This window comes from Yersinia vastinensis, from assembly GCF_902726565.1.
GTDB classification, from domain to species: domain Bacteria; phylum Pseudomonadota; class Gammaproteobacteria; order Enterobacterales; family Enterobacteriaceae; genus Yersinia; species Yersinia vastinensis.
This window is the reverse complement of the sequence record NZ_CACVAF010000006.1, coordinates 238756-257475: the sequence shown is the minus strand read 5'-3', so window position 1 is coordinate 257475 and position 18720 is coordinate 238756. Positions and strand designations below refer to the sequence as shown.

Genomic DNA, 18720 nt, shown 5'->3' with positions numbered 1-18720 from the left:
TCGCTGAAAACCCCTGTGAAATAACATAAAACAGTTGGCTTTCAGCGGCATCCTGCCGATAAATCAATCATAACCGTTCACTGCCGGTCACTCTCGACGGGTTTTCCCGTGAGACAGTACCTGAGAGCGTTATGGACAGAAACCACCTGAGGGGGAACCTTTGCAAGGTAAAGCACTCCAAGAGTTTGTTATCGACAAACTCGATGATTTAAAAGGCCAAGACATCGTTGCTATTGATGTTCAGGGTAAATCCAGCATCACTGATTGCATGATCATCTGTACCGGGACCTCCACTCGCCATGTTATGGCATTGGCTGATAATCTGGTTCAGGAATCCCGCAAGGCAGGCATGATACCTTTGGGTATCGAAGGTCAGGGTGTATCTGACTGGATCGTTGTCGATTTGGGTGAAGTAATTGTGCATGTTATGCAAGAAGAAAGCCGCCGTATGTATGAACTGGAAAAACTCTGGAGCTAAGCGGTGAAACTGCAACTGGTAGCCGTCGGTACCAAAATGCCAGACTGGGTGCAGACAGGTTTTATGGATTACCTGCGCCGCTTTCCCAAAGATATGCCCTTTGAGCTGGTAGAAATACCCGCAGGGAAAAGGGGCAAAAATGCGGATATCAAACGTATTTTGGAAAAAGAAGGCGAACTAATGCTAGCAGCGGTTGGTAAGAACAACCGCATTGTCACACTGGATATCCCAGGTACACCTTGGGAGACTCCGCAGTTAGCTCAACAATTAGAGCGCTGGAAGCAGGATGGCCGTGATGTCAGCCTGTTGATTGGCGGGCCGGAGGGGTTAGCCCCGGCCTGTAAAGCTGCAGCAGAGCAGAGCTGGTCGCTCTCTCCGTTGACGCTACCACACCCTTTAGTGCGCGTTTTAGTGGCTGAAAGCCTTTACCGTGCCTGGAGCATTACGACCAATCACCCTTATCATCGGGAATAAGCGGGCGATGAATTTGAGTAACATGATGACCCTGAATAGAATGAAGTAAGCTGCGGGATGAAAAAAGAACCTAACCCTTTTCGCGACTATTCGGCTGAATCGGCCCTGTTTGTCCGCCGTGCCCTTGTGGCTTTCCTCGGTATCCTGCTGTTAAGCGGGATATTGGTCGCAAACATGTACAATTTGCAGATAGTCCGTTTCGAAGACTATCGCACCCGTTCCAATGAAAACCGCATTAAACTGGTACCAATCGCCCCTAGCCGTGGCATGATTTTTGACCGCAACGGCACCCCTCTGGCGATGAACCGAACTATCTATCAGCTAGAGCTGATGCCCGAAAAAATCGAAAACCTTTCTGCGACCCTCAATGCACTGCGCCCGATAGTCGATTTGACGGATGAGGATATCGCCAATTTTGAAAAAGAGCGTAAACGCTCACGCCGCTTCACCTCTATTGCGGTAAAAACACCGCTCACCGAGGTGCAAGTCGCCCGTTTTGCCGTAAATCAATTCCGCTTCCCCGGCATTGAAGTCAAAGGTTATCAACGCCGCTTCTACCCCTATGGCTCTGCACTAACCCATGTTATCGGCTACGTCTCCAAAATTAACGATAAAGATGTGGAGCGGTTGGATAAAGAAGGTATCTTGGCTAACTATGCTGCCACTCACGATATCGGCAAGCTGGGTATTGAGCGCTATTATGAATCTGTCTTACACGGCAAAACCGGTTATGAAGAAGTTGAAGTCAACAACCGTGGCCGAGTCATTCGCCAATTGCATGAGCAACCACCTCAGGCCGGTAAAGATATTTACCTGACACTTGATTTGCATTTGCAAACTTATATCGAGCAACTTCTCAGTGGCAGCCGCGCCGCAGTGGTGGTTACGGATCCGCGCACCGGCGGAATATTAGCCTTGGTGTCAAACCCAAGTTATGACCCGAACCTGTTCGTTGATGGCATATCTAACAAAGATTATCAGGGGTTATTGAACGACCCAAATCGCCCACTGATTAACCGCGCTACTCAAGGTGTTTACCCTCCTGCTTCGACGGTAAAACCTTATATTGCCGTTTCTGCGCTCAGTGCTGGCGTGATCAATAAAAACACCAGCTTGTTTGATCCCGGTTGGTGGCAATTGCCAGGCTCCGAAAAGCGTTTCCGTGACTGGAAAAAGTGGGGCCATGGCCGGTTGAATGTCACCAAGGCGCTAGAAGAATCTGCCGATACCTTCTTCTACCAAGTAGCCTATGATATGGGGATTGACCGCTTATCCTCATGGATGAGCAAGTTTGGTTACGGTGAATATACTGGTATCGATTTATCCGAAGAGCGGGCGGGTCTCATGCCAACCCGTGAATGGAAACAAAAGCGCCATAAAAAACCTTGGTATCAAGGGGATACAATCCCAGTGGGTATCGGTCAGGGATATTGGACGGCAACGCCTATCCAGATGGCAAAAGCGTTGATGACACTAATTAATGATGGGGCCGTTAAAACACCTCATTTGCTGCAAAGCACGCGCATTGATGGCGCATTAGTCCCTTATAAACAAGAAGATACAACCCAGATAGGGGATATCCATTCGGGTTACTGGGAAATTGCTAAAGATGGCATGTATGGTGTAGCCAACCGTCCAAACGGAACTGGTCGTAAATTCTTTGAGGGGACTCCCTATAAGGCGGCAGCTAAATCGGGTACCGCGCAGGTTTACAGCTACGAGACCTATAATGCCCATAAAGTGGCGGAACATTTGCGTGACCATAAGTTGATGGTCGCGTTTGCACCTTACGAAAACCCGACCGTCTCAGTCGCCATGATTTTAGAAAACGGCGGTGCAGGGCCAGCGGTGGGGACGATTACCCGCCAAATTCTCGACCACATTTTGTTGGGCGATAACAATACTGAATTGCCGGATGCCACCCCCCTGCCTCCGGGCGTCGAAGCCGACTAGTTGAAGCGGATTAAGGTAACTCATGACTGATAATCAACAAAAGGGTTCGTTGTGGTACAAAATGCACATCGACCTGCCGTTTCTGATTTGCGTACTGGCTCTGCTGGCTTATAGCGCTTTTGTCATGTGGAGTGCCAGTGGGCAAGACATAGGTATGATGGAGCGCAAGGTTGGCCAAATTGCCATGGGCCTAGTTGTTATGCTGGTGATGGCGCAGATACCGCCTCGCGTCTATGAAAGCTGGGCGCCTTATCTCTATTTTGTGTGCGTAATCTTACTGGTGTTGGTTGATGCATTTGGGCAAATAAGTAAAGGGGCACAACGCTGGTTAGATCTGGGTTTTATTCGTTTCCAGCCCTCTGAGATTGCTAAAATTGCAGTTCCGCTGATGGTCGCACGCTTTATGAACCGTGATGTCTGTCCGCCCTCATTGAAAAATACGGGTATTGCGCTGATTTTAATCTTTATGCCTACCTTACTGGTTGCGGCTCAACCCGATCTTGGCACCTCTATCCTGATTGCCGCTTCTGGTCTGTTTGTATTATTCCTTTCAGGTATGAGTTGGCGTTTAATTGCCATTGCTGCTGTGCTCGTTGCTGGATTTATTCCTATTCTCTGGTTCTTCCTGATGCACGGCTACCAACGGGATCGTGTAATGATGCTGCTGGATCCAGAGAGTGATCCACTTGGGGCCGGTTATCATATTATTCAGTCGAAAATAGCCATCGGTTCGGGTGGGTTATCAGGTAAAGGCTGGTTGCACGGAACACAATCACAGTTGGAATTTTTGCCAGAGCGTCATACTGACTTTATCTTTGCTGTACTGGCAGAAGAGTTGGGGTTAATTGGTGTACTGGTGCTGCTGGCACTTTATCTCTGTCTTATCATGCGTGGTTTGGTGATTGCTGCCCATGCGCAGACGACCTTTGGCCGGGTGATGGTCGGCGGATTAATGCTGATACTCTTTGTATATGTGTTTGTTAACATAGGTATGGTCAGTGGAATTTTACCTGTAGTTGGCGTACCTTTGCCTTTGGTCAGCTACGGAGGCTCGGCGCTGATAGTCCTGATGGCCGGGTTTGGTATCGTGATGTCGATACATACTCATCGAAAAATGTTATCTAAGAATTTATAGAGGTGAGCAATGCGTAAGGAATGGCTTTGGGCAGGCATCGCAGGCGTGCTGCTATCAGCATGTACCAGTCAGCCCCCGGCACCGCAGCAACAAGTGCAGCAGACATACAATGGCCCAGTTGAAGAAATTGGTGGTGCGGAACCCCGCTACGAGCCTTTTAATCCTAATTTTAATCAGGATTACAAAGCGAATGGTCAGTCATACACCATCGTCAAAGATCCACAAAACTTCACTCAAATTGGCTTGGCTGCTTGGTATGGTGAAGAAGCGAATGGCAATTCCACCGCGACTGGCGAAATTTTTGATCCCAATGCGCTGACCGCTGCCCACCCAACCCTGCCTATTCCAAGCTATGTGCGCGTCACTAACGTCAGCAATGGCCGCCAAATTGTCGTCCGCGTAAATGACCGTGGCCCTTATACTCCGGGCCGGGTCATTGATTTGTCCAAAGCCGCTGCCGACCGTTTAAATATCTCAAATAATACCAAGGTAAAAATTGATTTTATCAATGTGGCACCCGATGGTTCATTATCTGGTCCCGGCATGGTCGGCACGACTATTGCCAAGCAAAGTTATGCGTTACCTAGCCGCCCGGATCTGACCTCCGGTGGCATGGGAACCCCTATTCAGCAAGATGCTCCGGAAGTGAGTGCGCCAGTGCGTCCGATCGATAACAGCAATTTGTCAGGTGCTGATGCCACACAACCCGTTGCCCCACAAAGTAGCGGTTTCCTACGCGCCTCAACACCGGTACCGGCTGGGGTGCTGGAAAGTTCAGAACCGGCGCTGAGTAGCGCCACTCCCACAGTGAATTCTGAACCCGTCAGGCCACCAGTCGTTGCTAATCCAGGCCCTGTGACCTCATCAGCGGCGACCACCCCATCAGCAGCCACAGCAACATCTGGCAGCTATGGGTATGTGGTGCAAGTGGGGGCATTGAGTGATGCACAGCGCGCACAGACCTGGCAACAGAGTTTGAGTCAGCGTTTTGGTGTGCCGGGGAAGGTTGCGACCAATGGTAGCGTACATCGTGTCCAGCTTGGGCCGTTCAGTACTCGCCAGCAAGCTGTGGCGCTTCAACAACGCCTGTCGAGTGAAGCACAACAGCAATCATTTGTCGTCGCGGCGCCATAAATGATGTTCCAAGGTATAGACATACCTTGTAGCAATTTAAGGTCGGTCTGGTAGAAATAACCGTAACTCTCTGTACAAACAGAATGTTACGGTTGAAAACATAATCATAACCGCGTAGAGAAATCTGCCGGTAAAAATGCATAAACGCCACATGGGTGTATATCCAAATTTATTGATGCTGCGGGGAGGTGAAAGCTGCGCCCTGCAATATCAATGAAGAAGGGTATGTTATAGTGTGGCATGTTCTTAACTTACTCCCACGGATGTTGTTGTCCTGATCATGAAATATGTAACTACTTCTCGCATTATCAAGAGCCTGGCGCTCGGCACTGTTATTGTTATGAGCGCAGCGTCTGCTGCAAACGCTGATGACGTCAATCTGAAAACCATGATCCCCGGCGTTCCACAAATCGATGCGGAAGCCTACATTCTGATTGATTACAACTCCGGTAAAGTTTTGGCTGAAATGAACGCAGATACGCGTCGCAACCCAGCCAGTCTGACTAAAATGATGACCAGCTATGTTATTGGCCAGGCCATCAAAGCAGGTAAAATCGGGCCGGAAGACATGGTTACCGTGGGCAAAGATGCATGGGCGACCGGCAATCCTGAGTTCAAAGGTTCCTCGTTGATGTTCCTAAAGCCCGGCGACCGTGTGCCCGTGTCTAAGCTGACCCGCGGCATCAACCTGCAGTCAGGTAATGATGCTTGTGTTGCGATGGCCGACTACGTGGCGGGTAGCCAAGATTCATTCGTTAATCTGATGAACAACTACGTTAACGCTTTAGGCCTGAAAAACACGCATTTCAAAACGGTTCACGGTTTAGATGCTGACGGCCAGTTCAGTTCTGCCCGTGATATGGCGCTGATTGGTCAGGCACTCATTCGTGATGTGCCCGATGAATATGCCATTTATAAAGAGAAAGAATTTACGTTCAACAATATCCGCCAGACCAACCGCAATGGTTTACTGTGGGATACTAGCTTAAACGTTGATGGCATTAAAACTGGCCACACCGAAGCTGCGGGCTACAATTTGGTGGCATCAGCAACTGATGGGCAAATGCGTTTGATTTCAGCCGTACTGGGGGGTCATACCTTTAAAGGCCGTGAAACTGAAAGCAAAAAACTGCTGACTTGGGGTTTCCGTTTCTTTGAAACTGTTGCACCGCTGAAAGTGGGTAAAGAATTTGCCTCTGAGCCGGTCTGGTTCGGCGACAGTGATCGTGTGCAGTTAGGGGTGGATAAAGACGTTTACCTGACTATCCCTCGTGGCCGAATGAAAGACCTGAAAGCCAGCTATGTACTCAATACACCTGAAATTCATGCCCCTCTGGCGAAGAATCAGGTTGTCGGAACAATTAACTTCCAGTTGGATGGCAAAACCATCGATCAACGCCCATTAGTGGTGATGAACGAAGTGAAAGAAGGCGGCATCTTTAGCCGCATGGTTGACTACATCAAGCTGATGTTCCACCGCTGGTTCGGTTAGTCCTCTGATTTCACCCTATAGATTTCAAGAGTACAACTCACTTGAAAGATGATGGGAATACTTGAAAATCAGCAAGCCAGCCCCATATTAAAAATAATATGAAACTCCCGCTCTGGCGGGAGTTATAATTTTAGAGTCGGATGCTTTAATCCTAATCTGGTCCGGCGACAACCCAGGAGCGCACATGAAAACTAAACTGAACGAACTGCTTGAGTTCCCTTGTTCTTTTACCTACAAGGTAATGGGCATTGCTGAACCTCAGCTGGTTAACCAGGTGGTTGAAGTGGTACAGCGCCATGCTCCGGGCGATTATACCCCGCAGGTAAAACCGAGCAGCAAAGGCAACTATCACTCTGTTTCCATCACCATCACAGCAACTCATATTGATCAAGTGGAAACGCTGTATGAAGAATTGGGCAATCTGGAATTAGTGCGGATGGTGCTGTAATTTAGCCCATTTGGCCTGCTGACAAAATATCCCATCAATTCAACACCGCCTCATATAATGGCCTGGACAGCAACGCTCTCTGGGCCTTATTTTTGTCTTTTTCCTTTTAAACAATATCGTTATCCCTGCGAATTAAGCGGTAGATTTGTGTTTAAAATATCAAACTGATTTTTAAAATGTCAAAATAGTGGCCCCACACTGCTGGGCTGGTATACTGACGCCACCATTTCTGTAACCAGATGATGCCTCGCTTGCAACAACACAAGATCATTTTACGCCAGCTCGGGTTACAACCCTATGCCCCCGTATCTCAAGCCATGCATAACTTCACTGAGTTTCGCACTGCTGCCAGCGCGGATGAAATCTGGCTGGTTGAACATCAGAAAGTCTTTACTCAGGGTCAGGCCGGAAAAGCCGAACACGTATTAATGCCCGGTGATATACCGGTTATCCAAAGTGACCGCGGTGGGCAAGTCACCTACCATGGCCCCGGCCAGCAAGTCATGTACATCATGATTGATCTCAAACGCGCCAAATTGGGTGTGCGGCAGTTAGTCACCGCCATTGAGAATACCGTGATACAAACGCTTGCCCATTTGGGTATTGAGTCGCAAGCTCGTCCGGATGCGCCTGGTGTCTATGTCGGCCAGCAGAAGATATGCTCGCTTGGATTGCGCATCCGTCGGGGATGTTCATTTCATGGTCTGGCATTAAACATTGCGATGGATCTGGAACCCTTCCAGCGCATTAATCCCTGTGGCTATGCCGGTATGCAGATGACTCAGGTCAGCGCATTGAAAATAGGTACCACTGTTGCTGATATCCAGCCGATATTGGTGCATGAATTTACCCGTCAGCTAGATTATCCCGAGGCAGAACAACAGCCTTGGTCGCTGGCGGACTATGTATCATCCGACACAAAATAAATGACCCAACCACAGCCACTAACACTTACAAAATTGGGGGCTGAATGACGTGGGGCAAAGATGATATAATTTTTAAACAATTTTCAAATATTTTTTAACGAACGCCACATCCCGTTGAATTTAATGAAAAATCTCAAATTGAGAGATTCAGAACTGGAACCAGCACGATTATGAGTAAACCGATTCAGATGGAACGCGGCGTCAAATACCGTGACGCAGATAAAATGGCGTTAATCCCGATTAAAACCGTGGTTACCGAACGTCAAGAGCTGCTACGTAAACCCGAATGGATGAAAATCAAGCTCCCTGCTGACTCCAGCCGTATTCAGGGTATCAAGGCAGCAATGCGTAAAAATGGTCTGCACTCGGTTTGCGAAGAAGCATCCTGCCCTAACCTGTCGGAGTGTTTTAACCACGGTACCGCGACCTTTATGATCCTTGGCGCGATCTGTACCCGTCGTTGTCCATTCTGTGACGTCGCCCATGGTCGTCCGGTGACACCAGATGCCAATGAGCCGGAGAAACTGGCCCAGACCATTAAAGATATGGGGCTGCGTTATGTGGTTATCACCTCTGTTGACCGTGATGACCTGCGCGACGGCGGTGCCCAGCATTTTGCCGATTGCATCTCCGCGATACGTGCCAAAAATCCAACCATTAAAATTGAAACACTCGTGCCTGACTTCCGTGGTCGTATGGATCGTGCACTAGATATTTTGACCGTGACCCCACCAGATGTGTTTAACCACAATTTGGAAAACGTTCCTCGGGTATATCGACAGGTTCGTCCAGGGGCTAACTATGAGTGGTCGCTTAAATTATTAGAGCGCTTTAAAGAAGCGCATCCTGAGATTCCAACCAAATCGGGTTTGATGGTTGGTTTAGGTGAGACCAATGCCGAGATAGTAGAAGTGATGCGTGATTTACGCCGCCACGGAGTGACCATGTTAACGCTGGGGCAGTACTTGCAACCTAGCCGTCACCATCTACCGGTACAGCGTTATGTCAGCCCAGCAGAGTTTGATGAGATGAAAGCTGAAGCTATGGCTATGGGCTTTACCCATGCCGCTTGTGGCCCGTTCGTTCGCTCCTCTTATCATGCCGATCTGCAAGCAAAAGGATTGGAAGTCAAATAAGCAAATCGGGTCTGAATAGACGTTTTGACCTGAGTAACTGAAATAATTTATTACACCTTAGACAACCAATAAATAAAAACGGATTTCCAGTGGAGATCCGTTTTTTTGTTATCCGCTATTATGCCGTGGCATGATAATACGCGAATCAAAAGATGATGAGTCTACCGGGATAACCGAAATAGAGGCCCTCTCCGTGAGTACAATCAGTCTTTATGCTCGTTTGGCGGTGTTATTTTGGTATCGATTGCTGCTTTAGATTCAGCCGTCGTACTCGCCGATGGCGCATCATCATTGCCCATGGCCTTTTTAAAGCCTTTCAGAGCGGCACCTAAGTCTGCCCCAAGCGTACGTAATTTGCTGGTACCAAACAACAATACGATTAATATGCCGACGACCAGCAATTTGGTAATACTGATACCTTCCATACTCACCTTCTTGGTTAGCACTGTTCATTTAATCATGGGCTATTTACGAATAAATCACCGATTAAAACAACAGTAATATGTAACAGATTTAGTTAGTGAACTATGATTTATTCAAGAGTCTATGCATCCTGATTTTTGACTCATTCCGGATGAGACATTGCCGTTAACATCCCCCTAAAGCAGAAAAAACGAGGGAACCGCCAATTGCCTTATTCAACGAGAATAAATACCCGCCGATCAGGATTAAGTTTTGCTAAAAGGACTTATTTACCACGAGCATTTGGCTTAGGCATTGGTATGTTTTGTGTCGGCTCAGTACTCTACACACAAAATGCTTCATTATGGTTATGGCTCGCACTCGCTACTAATGGATTGATCTGGCCACATATTGCTTTTTTGCTAGCCTTGCGCTCAGAACAACCGTTCGAACAAGAAATAATAAATATGAAAATAGACTCGGCACTCGGTGGTGTCTGGGTCGCAATAATGTCATTCAATGCTCTACCATCGGTCGTTATTCTCTCAATGATGAGTATGAATAATATAGCTTCTGGCGGGAAAAACGTTTTTTGCAAAGGACTGGCATTACAAATTGCCTGTAGTTTACTGACTGCATGGATATTTAATTTACCCTTTAAGCCAGAGACCTCGCCGCTCCAAGTTTATGCCTGCTTACCCATGATAATTATTTACCCTTCCCTGCTTGGATTAGTAACCTATAGAACAGCAAAACGTTTGGCCGAAAATAAAGAAGAGCTTTTACGCATTAGTGTAAGAGATGGATTAACGGGCTTGTACAACCGCAGACATTGGGAACATCAGCTACATAATCAATTTGATAGTTGTCGTCGTTACCAACACGGTGCCACACTGATTTTACTTGATATCGATAACTTTAAGTCTATCAACGATACTTTTGGTCATGCCGTCGGCGATGAAGCCATTACCGTTCTTGCAGAAGAGTTATTATTAGGACTGCGAGCCATTGATATTGTTGGTCGCTATGGTGGGGATGAGTTTGGTGCTATTTTGCCAAATACGACGGCGGAGCAAACGCGGGAAGTATTAATTAGGATTCAAGAAAAACTGGCAGATTTAGTTTTTACCCAAGCCCCTCCATTGCAACTTAGAGTCAGCGCTGGTATTGCCGACTACCGGCACGACATGATTAACTATCAACAATGGCTGAAAGCGGCTGACTCTGCGCTGTATGTGGCAAAAGATAATGGCCGAAACCGTATTGAATTGGCGAGCTGAACAAGGCACTTAATACAGGTGCCAATAAAAATAGGTATTTATGTTTAATACATTAATTGCAGTATTTATTGGTGGGGGCATGGGTAGCGTTGCCCGTTGGCTGGTCAGCATGAAGTTAAACAGCTTATCAAGCAATCTTCCGGTGGGGACACTCATTGTAAACCTACTTGGCGCTTTTATTATTGGCCTAACATTAGCGCTATTTACCCGTATTGCGCACATTGATCCCGTTTGGAAGTTATTAATTACTACTGGATTTTGTGGGGGGCTGACTACATTTTCAACTTTCTCAGTTGAAGTTGTTTATTTAATTCAGGATGGGAAATTGGCATGGGCGGCTGGCACTATTTTACTTAATCTGGCCGGCTCACTCGCCATGACGATGCTGGCTTTTATGCTGGTTAATTCTTTTGTCAGTCAATGAATTTGCTGAGAGTCGTGTCTTAATGTTTTCTTAATCTTCGCATCGGATACTGGTCACCAGAACAGTTGGTCAATGGGGCAACTGATGCGCAGGATAAGATTTATGTTTAGTTTACCCAAAACAAGGGTTGAATGGTTGACAGTGATTTTTTGTCTGTTTATCACCACTGCTTTCTTGAAAATATATCTCTTTTAATTGCAGATCTTTCTGGTTGCGTCCCAACGCCACAAATAAAAACCCGCCTATTGAGGCGGGTTTTAAGAGATATGGGCTACTTAGATAGCGATAACATTAGCAGCAGATGGCCCTTTGGCACCGCTTGTGATTTCAAATTCTACACGCTGGCCTTCAGCAAGAGTTTTGAAACCGTTGCTTGCGATGGCTGAGAAATGAACGAAAACGTCCTTGCTGCCATCTTCTGGGGTGATGAAACCAAAGCCTTTAGCTTCATTGAACCACTTAACGCTACCTTTAATCTTAGACATCAAACTTACCTTTACGTGAATGTTGGACACAAAGTGTGTGTCAGATACAGTACAGCAATAGAACCGTTTTTTGTCCACGGCAGGGATCACAAAAAACAGAGAAAAAGTGAAAAGCCGCCTTTTTTTGCTCAATTTATAGCACAGAAATCCATATTTTTTTCTTTTACGACTCACCTTCACTGCTGTCCAAAAGCACCGTTAAACCACCAGACTGTATCTGAAAGCGATTCACCTGTATTATACTTACCCATTGGATACGCTAATATGAGATGCATGATGAACGGTAGAATAACAACTTTTTTTGAAGATAAAGGTTTTGGTTTTATCACCGATGAGAACGGAGATAACCGTTATTTTCACGTTATTAAAGTTGCTAATCCCGAGATGATCAAAAAAGGCGCGGAAGTGACTTTTGAGCCAACAACCAACACTAAAGGTTTATCTGCTTATGCGGTGAAAGTGGCTATTGAGAGTAAATATATATTCATAGCCAATGAGAGAATCAAACTCACTAGCATCAAATCATTCAATACCTTCACCAAAGAAGTTCCTGCGCAGGCTGAAGTTGATAAAGCCAACACCATCCTCTCAGTCAATTTACTGATGAATAAGATCCGGCCGCAGGAAGAAGATATTTCAGAAAAAACGGTACCACTAAGAATGTTGTCGATAACCACATTCCAAAATATAACTTATACATTTTCTGAACATGAAGTTGATATCGACAGTACGATTGCTAAGTTGAAGTGCATTTAATATTGGATACGGTTTTTACTGAAACCGCTTGAAATCATAACCAACCAACAGCCCCAAATATCATAATACTGGGGCTGCCCGGGTCCCTCCCCCGGGAATCTGATGCTGGCATCCCTGCCTGCAAGCATAAGAAAATCCCTTTGGTATTCTCTGGTGTTGACGGCAAAAGTAACTAAAAATCCAGTCCATTCTTCATACTAACTATTTGAACATAAACATTTTAATTAACTCTACATCAGTACGAGCACCCAACTTTTTCATCGCAGACCTTTTTTGCCCACTGACTGTCTTTTCACTCTTTTTCAAAATTCTGGCAATATCACCGCCCGAAAAACCCTCGTTAAACAACTTCAACACAATATTTTCATTCGGTGTTAAATATTGCCGCTCTGCTGATTCCAGACTTAGTACTTTGGTCACTTTGCGCTCAGTAAAATTATCTTTAATGCCACGGAGCCTACGTTTAAGCACAGTAGTAATCTTGTTAGTCGCTGTATCGACAGAATCTTCTCGGAAGATCATAGTGACATTGCTAAATCTTGGGATACCCTGCAAAAAGCTATTCAATCTGGCATCACAAATCAAAAACACATCAGCTTCTGATGGTGCCTTATCCAGACGTTTTAACGCTTCAAAAAAACTAAACTCATCAACCCCAATAAAAATGACATCAGCAGAATAAAATGCTTTCCGATAGAATTTAATCTCTTTTTTAAATCCTAATGATGTGAATATCTTTTTTACGATAGCTACCATACCTAAAGTTTGATATTTATCGTTATCAACTATCATACAACTTATCATATTGGCCACACCCGTTAGTGCTTCAGCACCCTATGAATTGGTAACTCACATCTGTTTGTGATGTAATCAAATAGCATTACAAATTATAAAGATAGCCTAGTTCATACCCTACTTTTGAGTAGACCATAGGGGGGGTGGAAGATATATAGGATGTCAACACCGGAGAGTGTAGGAAACGTCTTTTTCTCTAAGAAATATTTCCTGATGCTTTATTTAAAATTAAGTTTCCATTACGTGACAGAATTGGGATTATATGTAAAAATACAAGAATATTAGTAGCCTAAATAGGATGGTTTAGATGCTAGACCTAAGCCCTATGAAGCTGAACATCTCATCTAACCCTATTCTAAGTCAGACTACTTTATGAGAAACGTAGGTTTACATGCCCTAAAAACGTTAAGCTGTTTTTCTGCTGTGACTTTTTATTCTGCCAGCAAGACTTGTACAGACCAGTGTTTTTTAGGTGGCGAAGTGATGGCCGTACTGTATTTTTTATCGATCATCGCCACTCCTCTATTTTTTATGATTATTGGTTACATCGACTCAAATGATGAGATAGATCAACAAGATATCCTGAGAAAATTAAAATCTATAATCAGTATTATTATCTTCTGGAACGTACTTTTCTACTTTATCAATGAAGATGGTTTTAAGCGAGGATACTTCTTACAAAGCTGGCTTTTATTCAGCATTGCCATTATTTACCTTATTAACCCAATAATTTCAAAAGTGTTAAAAAGTAACAGAACGGCAATAATAACCCTTTCTTGTTTGGTTATATTCTCCATTTCTATTGACCTCATCAGTGCTTTCAGTGAAAGACCTTACCTGATTGATTTTCCACAATACTTTAGATTGTGGACCTGGATTTTCTATTATATGACGGGTAGATTCCTCTGGTCGAAGGTCTGCCAAAAAATAACAAAAATGCCGCGGGTACTGCTTACAGCTAAAATACTCCTTATCCCGACAGCAATCTCGATGTATTACTATGAAAGTTTTATGTCGATACATGTATATAAAACAGTGAATGCAGGGTACTTCCTCGATAACTTGCATGTTTTAATACTGAGTTTATGTTTATTTGTCATATTTGATAACTTTGATACCCAATATGAATGGATAAAGAAAACATTAGCTTATATCAGCCCATCCATGATCGGAGTTTATATTCTGCATGATGGGATTTTCTACTTTATTGCCAGCGCATATAACTTATCGGATGTGACACTGAGATTCACTCTGCTGTTATCCGTATTCGCAGCATCGGTATTGTTATCGCGGATTTTATTACTCAATAAGTATACATCGCGCTTTATCTCATTTTGATTGATACGACCTCTGCTCACATCACAAGATGTGTCGTATCATCAAAACAGAGAAAATGGGCTAATCCTATACAAACTCATTGAGGTAATAATGGCCGTCACTGTTAACAGCGAAAAATAACATACAGGCTTCCCGTCACAGATTTAATATCGAAAAGTGAAGGTGTTAAGTTAAAGCAATACCTTTATTGCAGAAATCAACTCATGGATGACAACAGCCCTATTCACTGAATTTGAATTAGGGTCAGTGTGTTACCAAATACAGCCCCAGTGTCAATATAGAGCTGATTTTTAAATAGTGATGGTGTGACCAGAGGCGTATGACCAAAAATAAACTTATCCGCCCCCACAATTTCCTGGCTCTCCCCTTTCATCGCCGCATTCAAGCGCTTACGGTTCCATACAACTAATTGTTCGCTAACTGGTTTACCGTAAACATATTCATCAGCGGGGTAATCTGCATGAGCAATAACATATTTCCCACTGTCAGTATTTACTTCGATCACTAATGGCAATTCTTCCGCCCGTTTAATCAAGCGCTCTGCCTGATGTTTCTGGCTCTCCTCCAATAAGAAAAACCACCGCCCGCCATTTGCAATCCAAGTATCCGGTTCTCCACCTGCTAGCACATCAAGGGCCATTTGCTCATGATTTCCGCGAACTGCGCGGAACCAATAGGCGTTGAGCAGCTCATAGCATTCAATATTCTGCGCGCCACGGTCGGCAAGATCTCCGACTGAAACGACAAGATCTGACGCTCGCTCAAATTGCACACTGTCTAAAGCATTCATCAGTTTTTTATAACAACCATGAATATCTCCGACGATAAAGATACGTCGGTATTCGCTGCCATTAATTTTCTGGTACATAACAGGCTCCACAGTCAGTGCATTGCCTAATATTAACCTTAGTTGAATTGCATGCTTTATGAGCAAGTAGCGCGAGAGTTCAGCAAAAAATAGGGGCAAGATTGTGACCATCAGCACATGTACATACTTTTATCCACTTCAAGGGTGTCATGCCTGTACTCCCATCGGCGCATTTGGTCAAATGAAGTGTCGAGTGAAAGCCCTACGGCCTCACTTCAATCTGGCATGACGATGAGGAAACACGATGTCTATCTCCGCACGAAATCAGTTAGCTGGAACAGTACATTCCATTATTGAAGGCTCGGTCAATGATGAGGTCGCTCTCTCTTTAGAAGGAGGAGAAAAGCTAACCACCATAATAACCAAAACCAGCTGTAAAGCATTAGGTTTGGCTGTAGGTAAACCTGCAATTGCCTTGATCAAGGCACCTTGGGTTATTTTAGCGTCGCTGGATTGCGGTTTGAATTTTTCTGCTCGCAACCAATTTACCGGCAAAGTTCAAACCGTCACTAAAGGGGCCGTAAACTCAACGGTTCATGTCGTTACCGCTAATGGGTTAGAGCTTATTTCAGTGATTACTAATGAAAGTCTGACAGAGATGGCTTTATCTGTCGGAAGTGAAGTCACTGCGCTATTTAAAGCATCAAGCGTGATTCTTGCGACTCAAAAATCTTGAACATTTTTGTCTTTTTTTCATGAATAAGCCGCCCTCAGGCGGCCTATTCATGGCTGATGTATCGAACGCAATGCAATTACAAAGGGCGATAAATATCTCTGTAATGCGCTAACCTTTCACGGAAAAAACTGCATTCCTCAGGCGAAAGTTTTGCTTCAATCTCACCAACATTAATTTTCTTTTTTTGGTTTTCCATAAATGCAACCGTGGATGCCACAAAGTCCAGGCTGGTATGGCAATATGTGGAAACAAGCTTCTCAAGTGCTGACATGATAACCCCCTTATGCGGCCTAGCACGTGGTCAAATTTAACACAAATAATTATATTAAAACCGTGACCATGATCAATTTAAAAAGATTGCACACCGCTAAAATCCCAAGATTGGTGCTTTGATTGGTTTAATTGGATTTAAACTGAGCTTGGGTATTTTGTAGCGGATCGCTGTTTTTTCACTGATTTTCCGTTATCTTCTTGGGTATCCCACCGACCACCAACAATCTATGACTAGAACGGAACTGAAATGCGAAAAACAACGATGATTATGATTGCCATAGCTCTGGCTGTATTTGCGTATACTCACTTTACTGGTGCCTAAGGCGGCCGAATCGTGCCGCCTTAAATGCCTATAACCGTCATCACAAAGCGAGTTCTTCCTCTTCATGATATTGATTTTGCCACATGGCTGAATATTGGCCATTGTTAAGCAACAACGTCTCGTGCCGCCCACGTTCAACAATTTCACCGGCCTCCATCACAATGATTTCATCTGCGTCAATGATGGTGGATAAACGGTGAGCGATAACTAACGTGGTGTGGTCACGGCTAACGTCGCGCAAGTGAGCCTGAATCTCGCGTTCAGTGTGGGTATCCAATGCGCTGGTTGCTTCATCAAAAATCAAAATCGCTGGATTTTTAAGGATTGTACGCGCAATCGCCACCCGCTGTTTCTCACCACCGGATAGCTTAAGTCCGCGTTCCCCCACTCGGGTATCATATCCATCGGGTAGGCTAACGATAAAGTCATGAATGTGAGCAAGTTTTGCGGCTCGTTCTATCTCTTCAAAACTGGAAGTAGTTCTACCATAAGCGATGTTATAACGCAGCGTGTCATTAAATAGCACCGTATCTTGGGGCACAATACCAATGGCTTCACGCAAACTCGCTTGGGTAACATTGCGAATATCTTGGTCATCAATATAAATCGCACCATCGGTCACATCATAAAAACGAAATAGCAAACGACCGAGTGTTGACTTACCTGCGCCCGAAGCTCCAACCACCGCCACAGTTTTGCCCTCAGGGATAGTGAAACTCACTTTCTTCAAAATAGGTCTACGTGGATCATAGCCAAAACTGACTGAATCAAAACGCACTTCACCTTTTGTAAGATGCAAAGCCGGAGCATTAGGACGATCAGTAATCTCTTTTTTCACCATCAACAAATCAAGCATGTTCTCCATATCAATTAATGCCTGTCTGATCTCCGAGTAAATAAATCCAAAGAAATTGAGTGGCTGATATAACTGAAGAAGATAGGCATTGACCAGTACGAAATCGCCGATAGTCATATGGCCTTGCGTAATGCCTTTCGCTGCCATGGCCATCATGACAACCAGCCCTATTGATATAATGGCAGTCTGTCCCAGACTTAACGCCGTAAAACTGAACTGATTTTTTATCGCGGCATATTCATAAAGTTGCCGTGACGTATTAAAACGTTGGGCCTCAAACTCTTCATTGCCAAAATATTTTACTGTTTCATAATTTATCAGGCTGTCGATAGATTTGGTGTTGGCATCCGCATTAGCTTGGTTCAATTCTCGCCGAAAGCGGGTTCGCCAACTAACGGCTATAACAGTAAATAAGATGTAACAGGCAACAGTGACAAGAATAGCAACCGCAAACCAGCCATCTAATAGATGCCACATGATCAAAGAGACCAGTGTTATCTCAAATAAAATAGGAAAAATAGAGAACAGCAAACGCGAAAGTACCGTCGCAACAGCTTGTGTTCCGCGTTCAATAGATAAAGATAACCCCCCTGTTTGCCGGTCTAGATGAAAACGTAAACTAAGTTCATGTAATTGCTTAAATACCCGTAGCCCAAGTAGCCGAGTTGCATTCTGGCTAATATGGATAAACATGACGTTACGTAATTCTTCAAATAAAGAGGCACTAATTCTCGCGACCCCATAAGCAACGATAAAGCCAATTGGAATCGCCAGCATCTTGGCACTTTCACTGCTTAATGCATCAACCATTGCCCTATAGGCGAGTGGAACCAGTGTGGTGCTGACTTTAGATGCCACCATAAAGATAACAGCAGCAATCAAGTAGTAGCGTAGTTTGGGGTTATTTTGGGGCCACAGATAAGGCAGCAGGAACTTCAGTAAACGGGAGCGATCCATATTTAGGTATCTGTCATCTCAGGTGAAAAAGCTGTCATTATTTTTTTATATTCTGCCACGTATCAGAGTAATGGGCTAATCAGGTGGATGATATTCGCGACTTTGTATACCG

20 protein-coding genes are annotated in these 18720 nt (G+C 44.8%); 14 read left to right on the top strand and 6 right to left on the bottom strand.

The window, feature by feature from the left end; translation table 11 throughout:
* Positions 1 to 160 precede the first annotated feature (160 nt).
* The 9 genes from rsfS to lipA all read left to right on the top strand — a co-directional run bounded on the left by rsfS (position 161) and on the right by lipA (position 9176).
* Positions 161 to 478 carry a ribosome silencing factor gene (gene rsfS, locus HUZ92_RS11390; RefSeq protein ID WP_050098957.1) on the top strand — a complete coding sequence of 106 codons (318 nt, stop codon included), beginning with the start codon at positions 161 to 163 and terminating at the stop codon, positions 476 to 478.
* Between the two features lie 3 nt (positions 479 to 481).
* Positions 482 to 952, top strand: coding sequence for a 23S rRNA (pseudouridine(1915)-N(3))-methyltransferase RlmH (gene rlmH / locus HUZ92_RS11385; protein ID WP_050098959.1), 471 nt, complete (start codon positions 482 to 484; stop codon positions 950 to 952).
* A 57-nt stretch (positions 953 to 1009) separates the two neighbouring features.
* Complete coding sequence (gene mrdA / locus HUZ92_RS11380; RefSeq protein ID WP_050098961.1) at positions 1010 to 2905, top strand: peptidoglycan DD-transpeptidase MrdA; 1896 nt, start codon at positions 1010 to 1012, stop codon at positions 2903 to 2905.
* Between the two features lie 22 nt (positions 2906 to 2927).
* Entirely contained in the window at positions 2928 to 4040 is a 1113-nt protein-coding gene (mrdB, locus tag HUZ92_RS11375) for a peptidoglycan glycosyltransferase MrdB (RefSeq protein WP_050098963.1), read from the top strand.
* A gap of 9 nt (positions 4041 to 4049) precedes the next feature.
* On the top strand, positions 4050 to 5174 hold the full coding sequence (gene rlpA / locus HUZ92_RS11370) for an endolytic peptidoglycan transglycosylase RlpA (protein WP_145579598.1): 1125 nt from the start codon (positions 4050 to 4052) through the stop codon (positions 5172 to 5174).
* Positions 5175 to 5454: 280 nt separating this feature from the next.
* A complete protein-coding gene (gene dacA, locus HUZ92_RS11365; protein WP_050098967.1) occupies positions 5455 to 6666 on the top strand; it encodes a D-alanyl-D-alanine carboxypeptidase DacA in 1212 nt (403 codons plus the stop codon).
* A 184-nt stretch (positions 6667 to 6850) separates the two neighbouring features.
* Positions 6851 to 7114 carry a DUF493 family protein YbeD gene (gene ybeD / locus HUZ92_RS11360; protein ID WP_032818005.1) on the top strand — a complete coding sequence of 88 codons (264 nt, stop codon included), beginning with the start codon at positions 6851 to 6853 and terminating at the stop codon, positions 7112 to 7114.
* Positions 7115 to 7353: 239 nt separating this feature from the next.
* Complete coding sequence (gene lipB / locus HUZ92_RS11355) at positions 7354 to 8040, top strand: lipoyl(octanoyl) transferase LipB (RefSeq protein ID WP_072086587.1); 687 nt, start codon at positions 7354 to 7356, stop codon at positions 8038 to 8040.
* A gap of 170 nt (positions 8041 to 8210) precedes the next feature.
* Positions 8211 to 9176, top strand: a complete 966-nt coding sequence (gene lipA / locus HUZ92_RS11350) for a lipoyl synthase (RefSeq protein ID WP_050098973.1) — start codon at positions 8211 to 8213, stop codon at positions 9174 to 9176.
* Positions 9177 to 9379: 203 nt separating this feature from the next.
* Here the strand turns inward: lipA and tatA are convergent, their stop codons facing one another.
* Positions 9380 to 9601 (bottom strand): Sec-independent protein translocase subunit TatA, encoded by a 222-nt coding sequence (gene tatA / locus HUZ92_RS11345; protein WP_050098975.1) that lies wholly within the window; start codon positions 9599 to 9601, stop codon positions 9380 to 9382.
* A 204-nt stretch (positions 9602 to 9805) separates the two neighbouring features.
* On the opposite strand from tatA, the gene HUZ92_RS11340 reads away from it, so the two are divergent.
* Positions 9806 to 10858, top strand: coding sequence for a diguanylate cyclase (locus HUZ92_RS11340; protein ID WP_050295419.1), 1053 nt, complete (start codon positions 9806 to 9808; stop codon positions 10856 to 10858).
* A 40-nt stretch (positions 10859 to 10898) separates the two neighbouring features.
* Positions 10899 to 11282 (top strand): fluoride efflux transporter CrcB, encoded by a 384-nt coding sequence (gene crcB / locus HUZ92_RS11335; protein WP_050098979.1) that lies wholly within the window; start codon positions 10899 to 10901, stop codon positions 11280 to 11282.
* A 275-nt stretch (positions 11283 to 11557) separates the two neighbouring features.
* Here the strand turns inward: crcB and cspE are convergent, their stop codons facing one another.
* The gene (gene cspE / locus HUZ92_RS11330) at positions 11558 to 11767 is read right to left on the bottom strand and encodes a transcription antiterminator/RNA stability regulator CspE (RefSeq protein ID WP_004716300.1); all 210 of its coding nucleotides are present in this window, start codon (positions 11765 to 11767) and stop codon (positions 11558 to 11560) included.
* Positions 11768 to 12043: 276 nt separating this feature from the next.
* Between cspE and HUZ92_RS11325 the strand changes: the two genes are divergently transcribed.
* Positions 12044 to 12523, top strand: a complete 480-nt coding sequence (locus tag HUZ92_RS11325; RefSeq protein WP_050098980.1) for a cold-shock protein — start codon at positions 12044 to 12046, stop codon at positions 12521 to 12523.
* A gap of 201 nt (positions 12524 to 12724) precedes the next feature.
* Here HUZ92_RS11325 and HUZ92_RS11320 read toward each other — a convergent pair whose 3' ends face one another.
* Positions 12725 to 13315, bottom strand: coding sequence for a helix-turn-helix transcriptional regulator (locus HUZ92_RS11320; RefSeq protein ID WP_050098982.1), 591 nt, complete (start codon positions 13313 to 13315; stop codon positions 12725 to 12727).
* A 375-nt stretch (positions 13316 to 13690) separates the two neighbouring features.
* Here HUZ92_RS11320 and HUZ92_RS11315 point away from each other — a divergent pair, with 375 nt between their 5' ends.
* A complete protein-coding gene (locus HUZ92_RS11315) occupies positions 13691 to 14656 on the top strand; it encodes an acyltransferase family protein (protein WP_050098984.1) in 966 nt (321 codons plus the stop codon).
* Positions 14657 to 14879: 223 nt separating this feature from the next.
* Here HUZ92_RS11315 and HUZ92_RS11310 read toward each other — a convergent pair whose 3' ends face one another.
* Positions 14880 to 15524, bottom strand: a complete 645-nt coding sequence (locus HUZ92_RS11310) for a metallophosphoesterase (protein ID WP_050098985.1) — start codon at positions 15522 to 15524, stop codon at positions 14880 to 14882.
* A gap of 244 nt (positions 15525 to 15768) precedes the next feature.
* Between HUZ92_RS11310 and HUZ92_RS11305 the strand changes: the two genes are divergently transcribed.
* Positions 15769 to 16200 (top strand): TOBE domain-containing protein, encoded by a 432-nt coding sequence (locus HUZ92_RS11305; protein ID WP_145579597.1) that lies wholly within the window; start codon positions 15769 to 15771, stop codon positions 16198 to 16200.
* A gap of 76 nt (positions 16201 to 16276) precedes the next feature.
* On the opposite strand, the gene HUZ92_RS11300 is transcribed toward HUZ92_RS11305, so the two are convergent.
* Positions 16277 to 16471, bottom strand: a complete 195-nt coding sequence (locus tag HUZ92_RS11300) for a glycogen synthase (RefSeq protein ID WP_050098989.1) — start codon at positions 16469 to 16471, stop codon at positions 16277 to 16279.
* A gap of 364 nt (positions 16472 to 16835) precedes the next feature.
* On the bottom strand, positions 16836 to 18608 hold the full coding sequence (locus HUZ92_RS11295) for an ABCB family ABC transporter ATP-binding protein/permease (protein ID WP_050139845.1): 1773 nt from the start codon (positions 18606 to 18608) through the stop codon (positions 16836 to 16838).
* Between the last annotated feature and the right edge of the window lie 112 nt (positions 18609 to 18720).

Coding starts and splice junctions, on each gene's coding strand:
- HUZ92_RS11300 (WP_050098989.1), bottom strand. CDS start 16,471: ATGTCAGCACTTGAGAAGCTTGTTTCCACATATTGCCATACCAGCCTG.
- mrdB (WP_050098963.1), top strand. CDS start 2,928: ATGACTGATAATCAACAAAAGGGTTCGTTGTGGTACAAAATGCACATC.
- dacA (WP_050098967.1), top strand. CDS start 5,455: ATGAAATATGTAACTACTTCTCGCATTATCAAGAGCCTGGCGCTCGGC.
- HUZ92_RS11310 (WP_050098985.1), bottom strand. CDS start 15,524: ATGTACCAGAAAATTAATGGCAGCGAATACCGACGTATCTTTATCGTC.
- cspE (WP_004716300.1), bottom strand. CDS start 11,767: ATGTCTAAGATTAAAGGTAGCGTTAAGTGGTTCAATGAAGCTAAAGGC.
- HUZ92_RS11320 (WP_050098982.1), bottom strand. CDS start 13,315: ATGATAGTTGATAACGATAAATATCAAACTTTAGGTATGGTAGCTATC.
- HUZ92_RS11295 (WP_050139845.1), bottom strand. CDS start 18,608: ATGGATCGCTCCCGTTTACTGAAGTTCCTGCTGCCTTATCTGTGGCCC.
- HUZ92_RS11305 (WP_145579597.1), top strand. CDS start 15,769: ATGTCTATCTCCGCACGAAATCAGTTAGCTGGAACAGTACATTCCATT.
- crcB (WP_050098979.1), top strand. CDS start 10,899: ATGTTTAATACATTAATTGCAGTATTTATTGGTGGGGGCATGGGTAGC.
- HUZ92_RS11325 (WP_050098980.1), top strand. CDS start 12,044: ATGAACGGTAGAATAACAACTTTTTTTGAAGATAAAGGTTTTGGTTTT.
- rlpA (WP_145579598.1), top strand. CDS start 4,050: ATGCGTAAGGAATGGCTTTGGGCAGGCATCGCAGGCGTGCTGCTATCA.
- lipA (WP_050098973.1), top strand. CDS start 8,211: ATGAGTAAACCGATTCAGATGGAACGCGGCGTCAAATACCGTGACGCA.
- ybeD (WP_032818005.1), top strand. CDS start 6,851: ATGAAAACTAAACTGAACGAACTGCTTGAGTTCCCTTGTTCTTTTACC.
- lipB (WP_072086587.1), top strand. CDS start 7,354: ATGATGCCTCGCTTGCAACAACACAAGATCATTTTACGCCAGCTCGGG.
- tatA (WP_050098975.1), bottom strand. CDS start 9,601: ATGGAAGGTATCAGTATTACCAAATTGCTGGTCGTCGGCATATTAATC.
- HUZ92_RS11315 (WP_050098984.1), top strand. CDS start 13,691: ATGAGAAACGTAGGTTTACATGCCCTAAAAACGTTAAGCTGTTTTTCT.
- mrdA (WP_050098961.1), top strand. CDS start 1,010: ATGAAAAAAGAACCTAACCCTTTTCGCGACTATTCGGCTGAATCGGCC.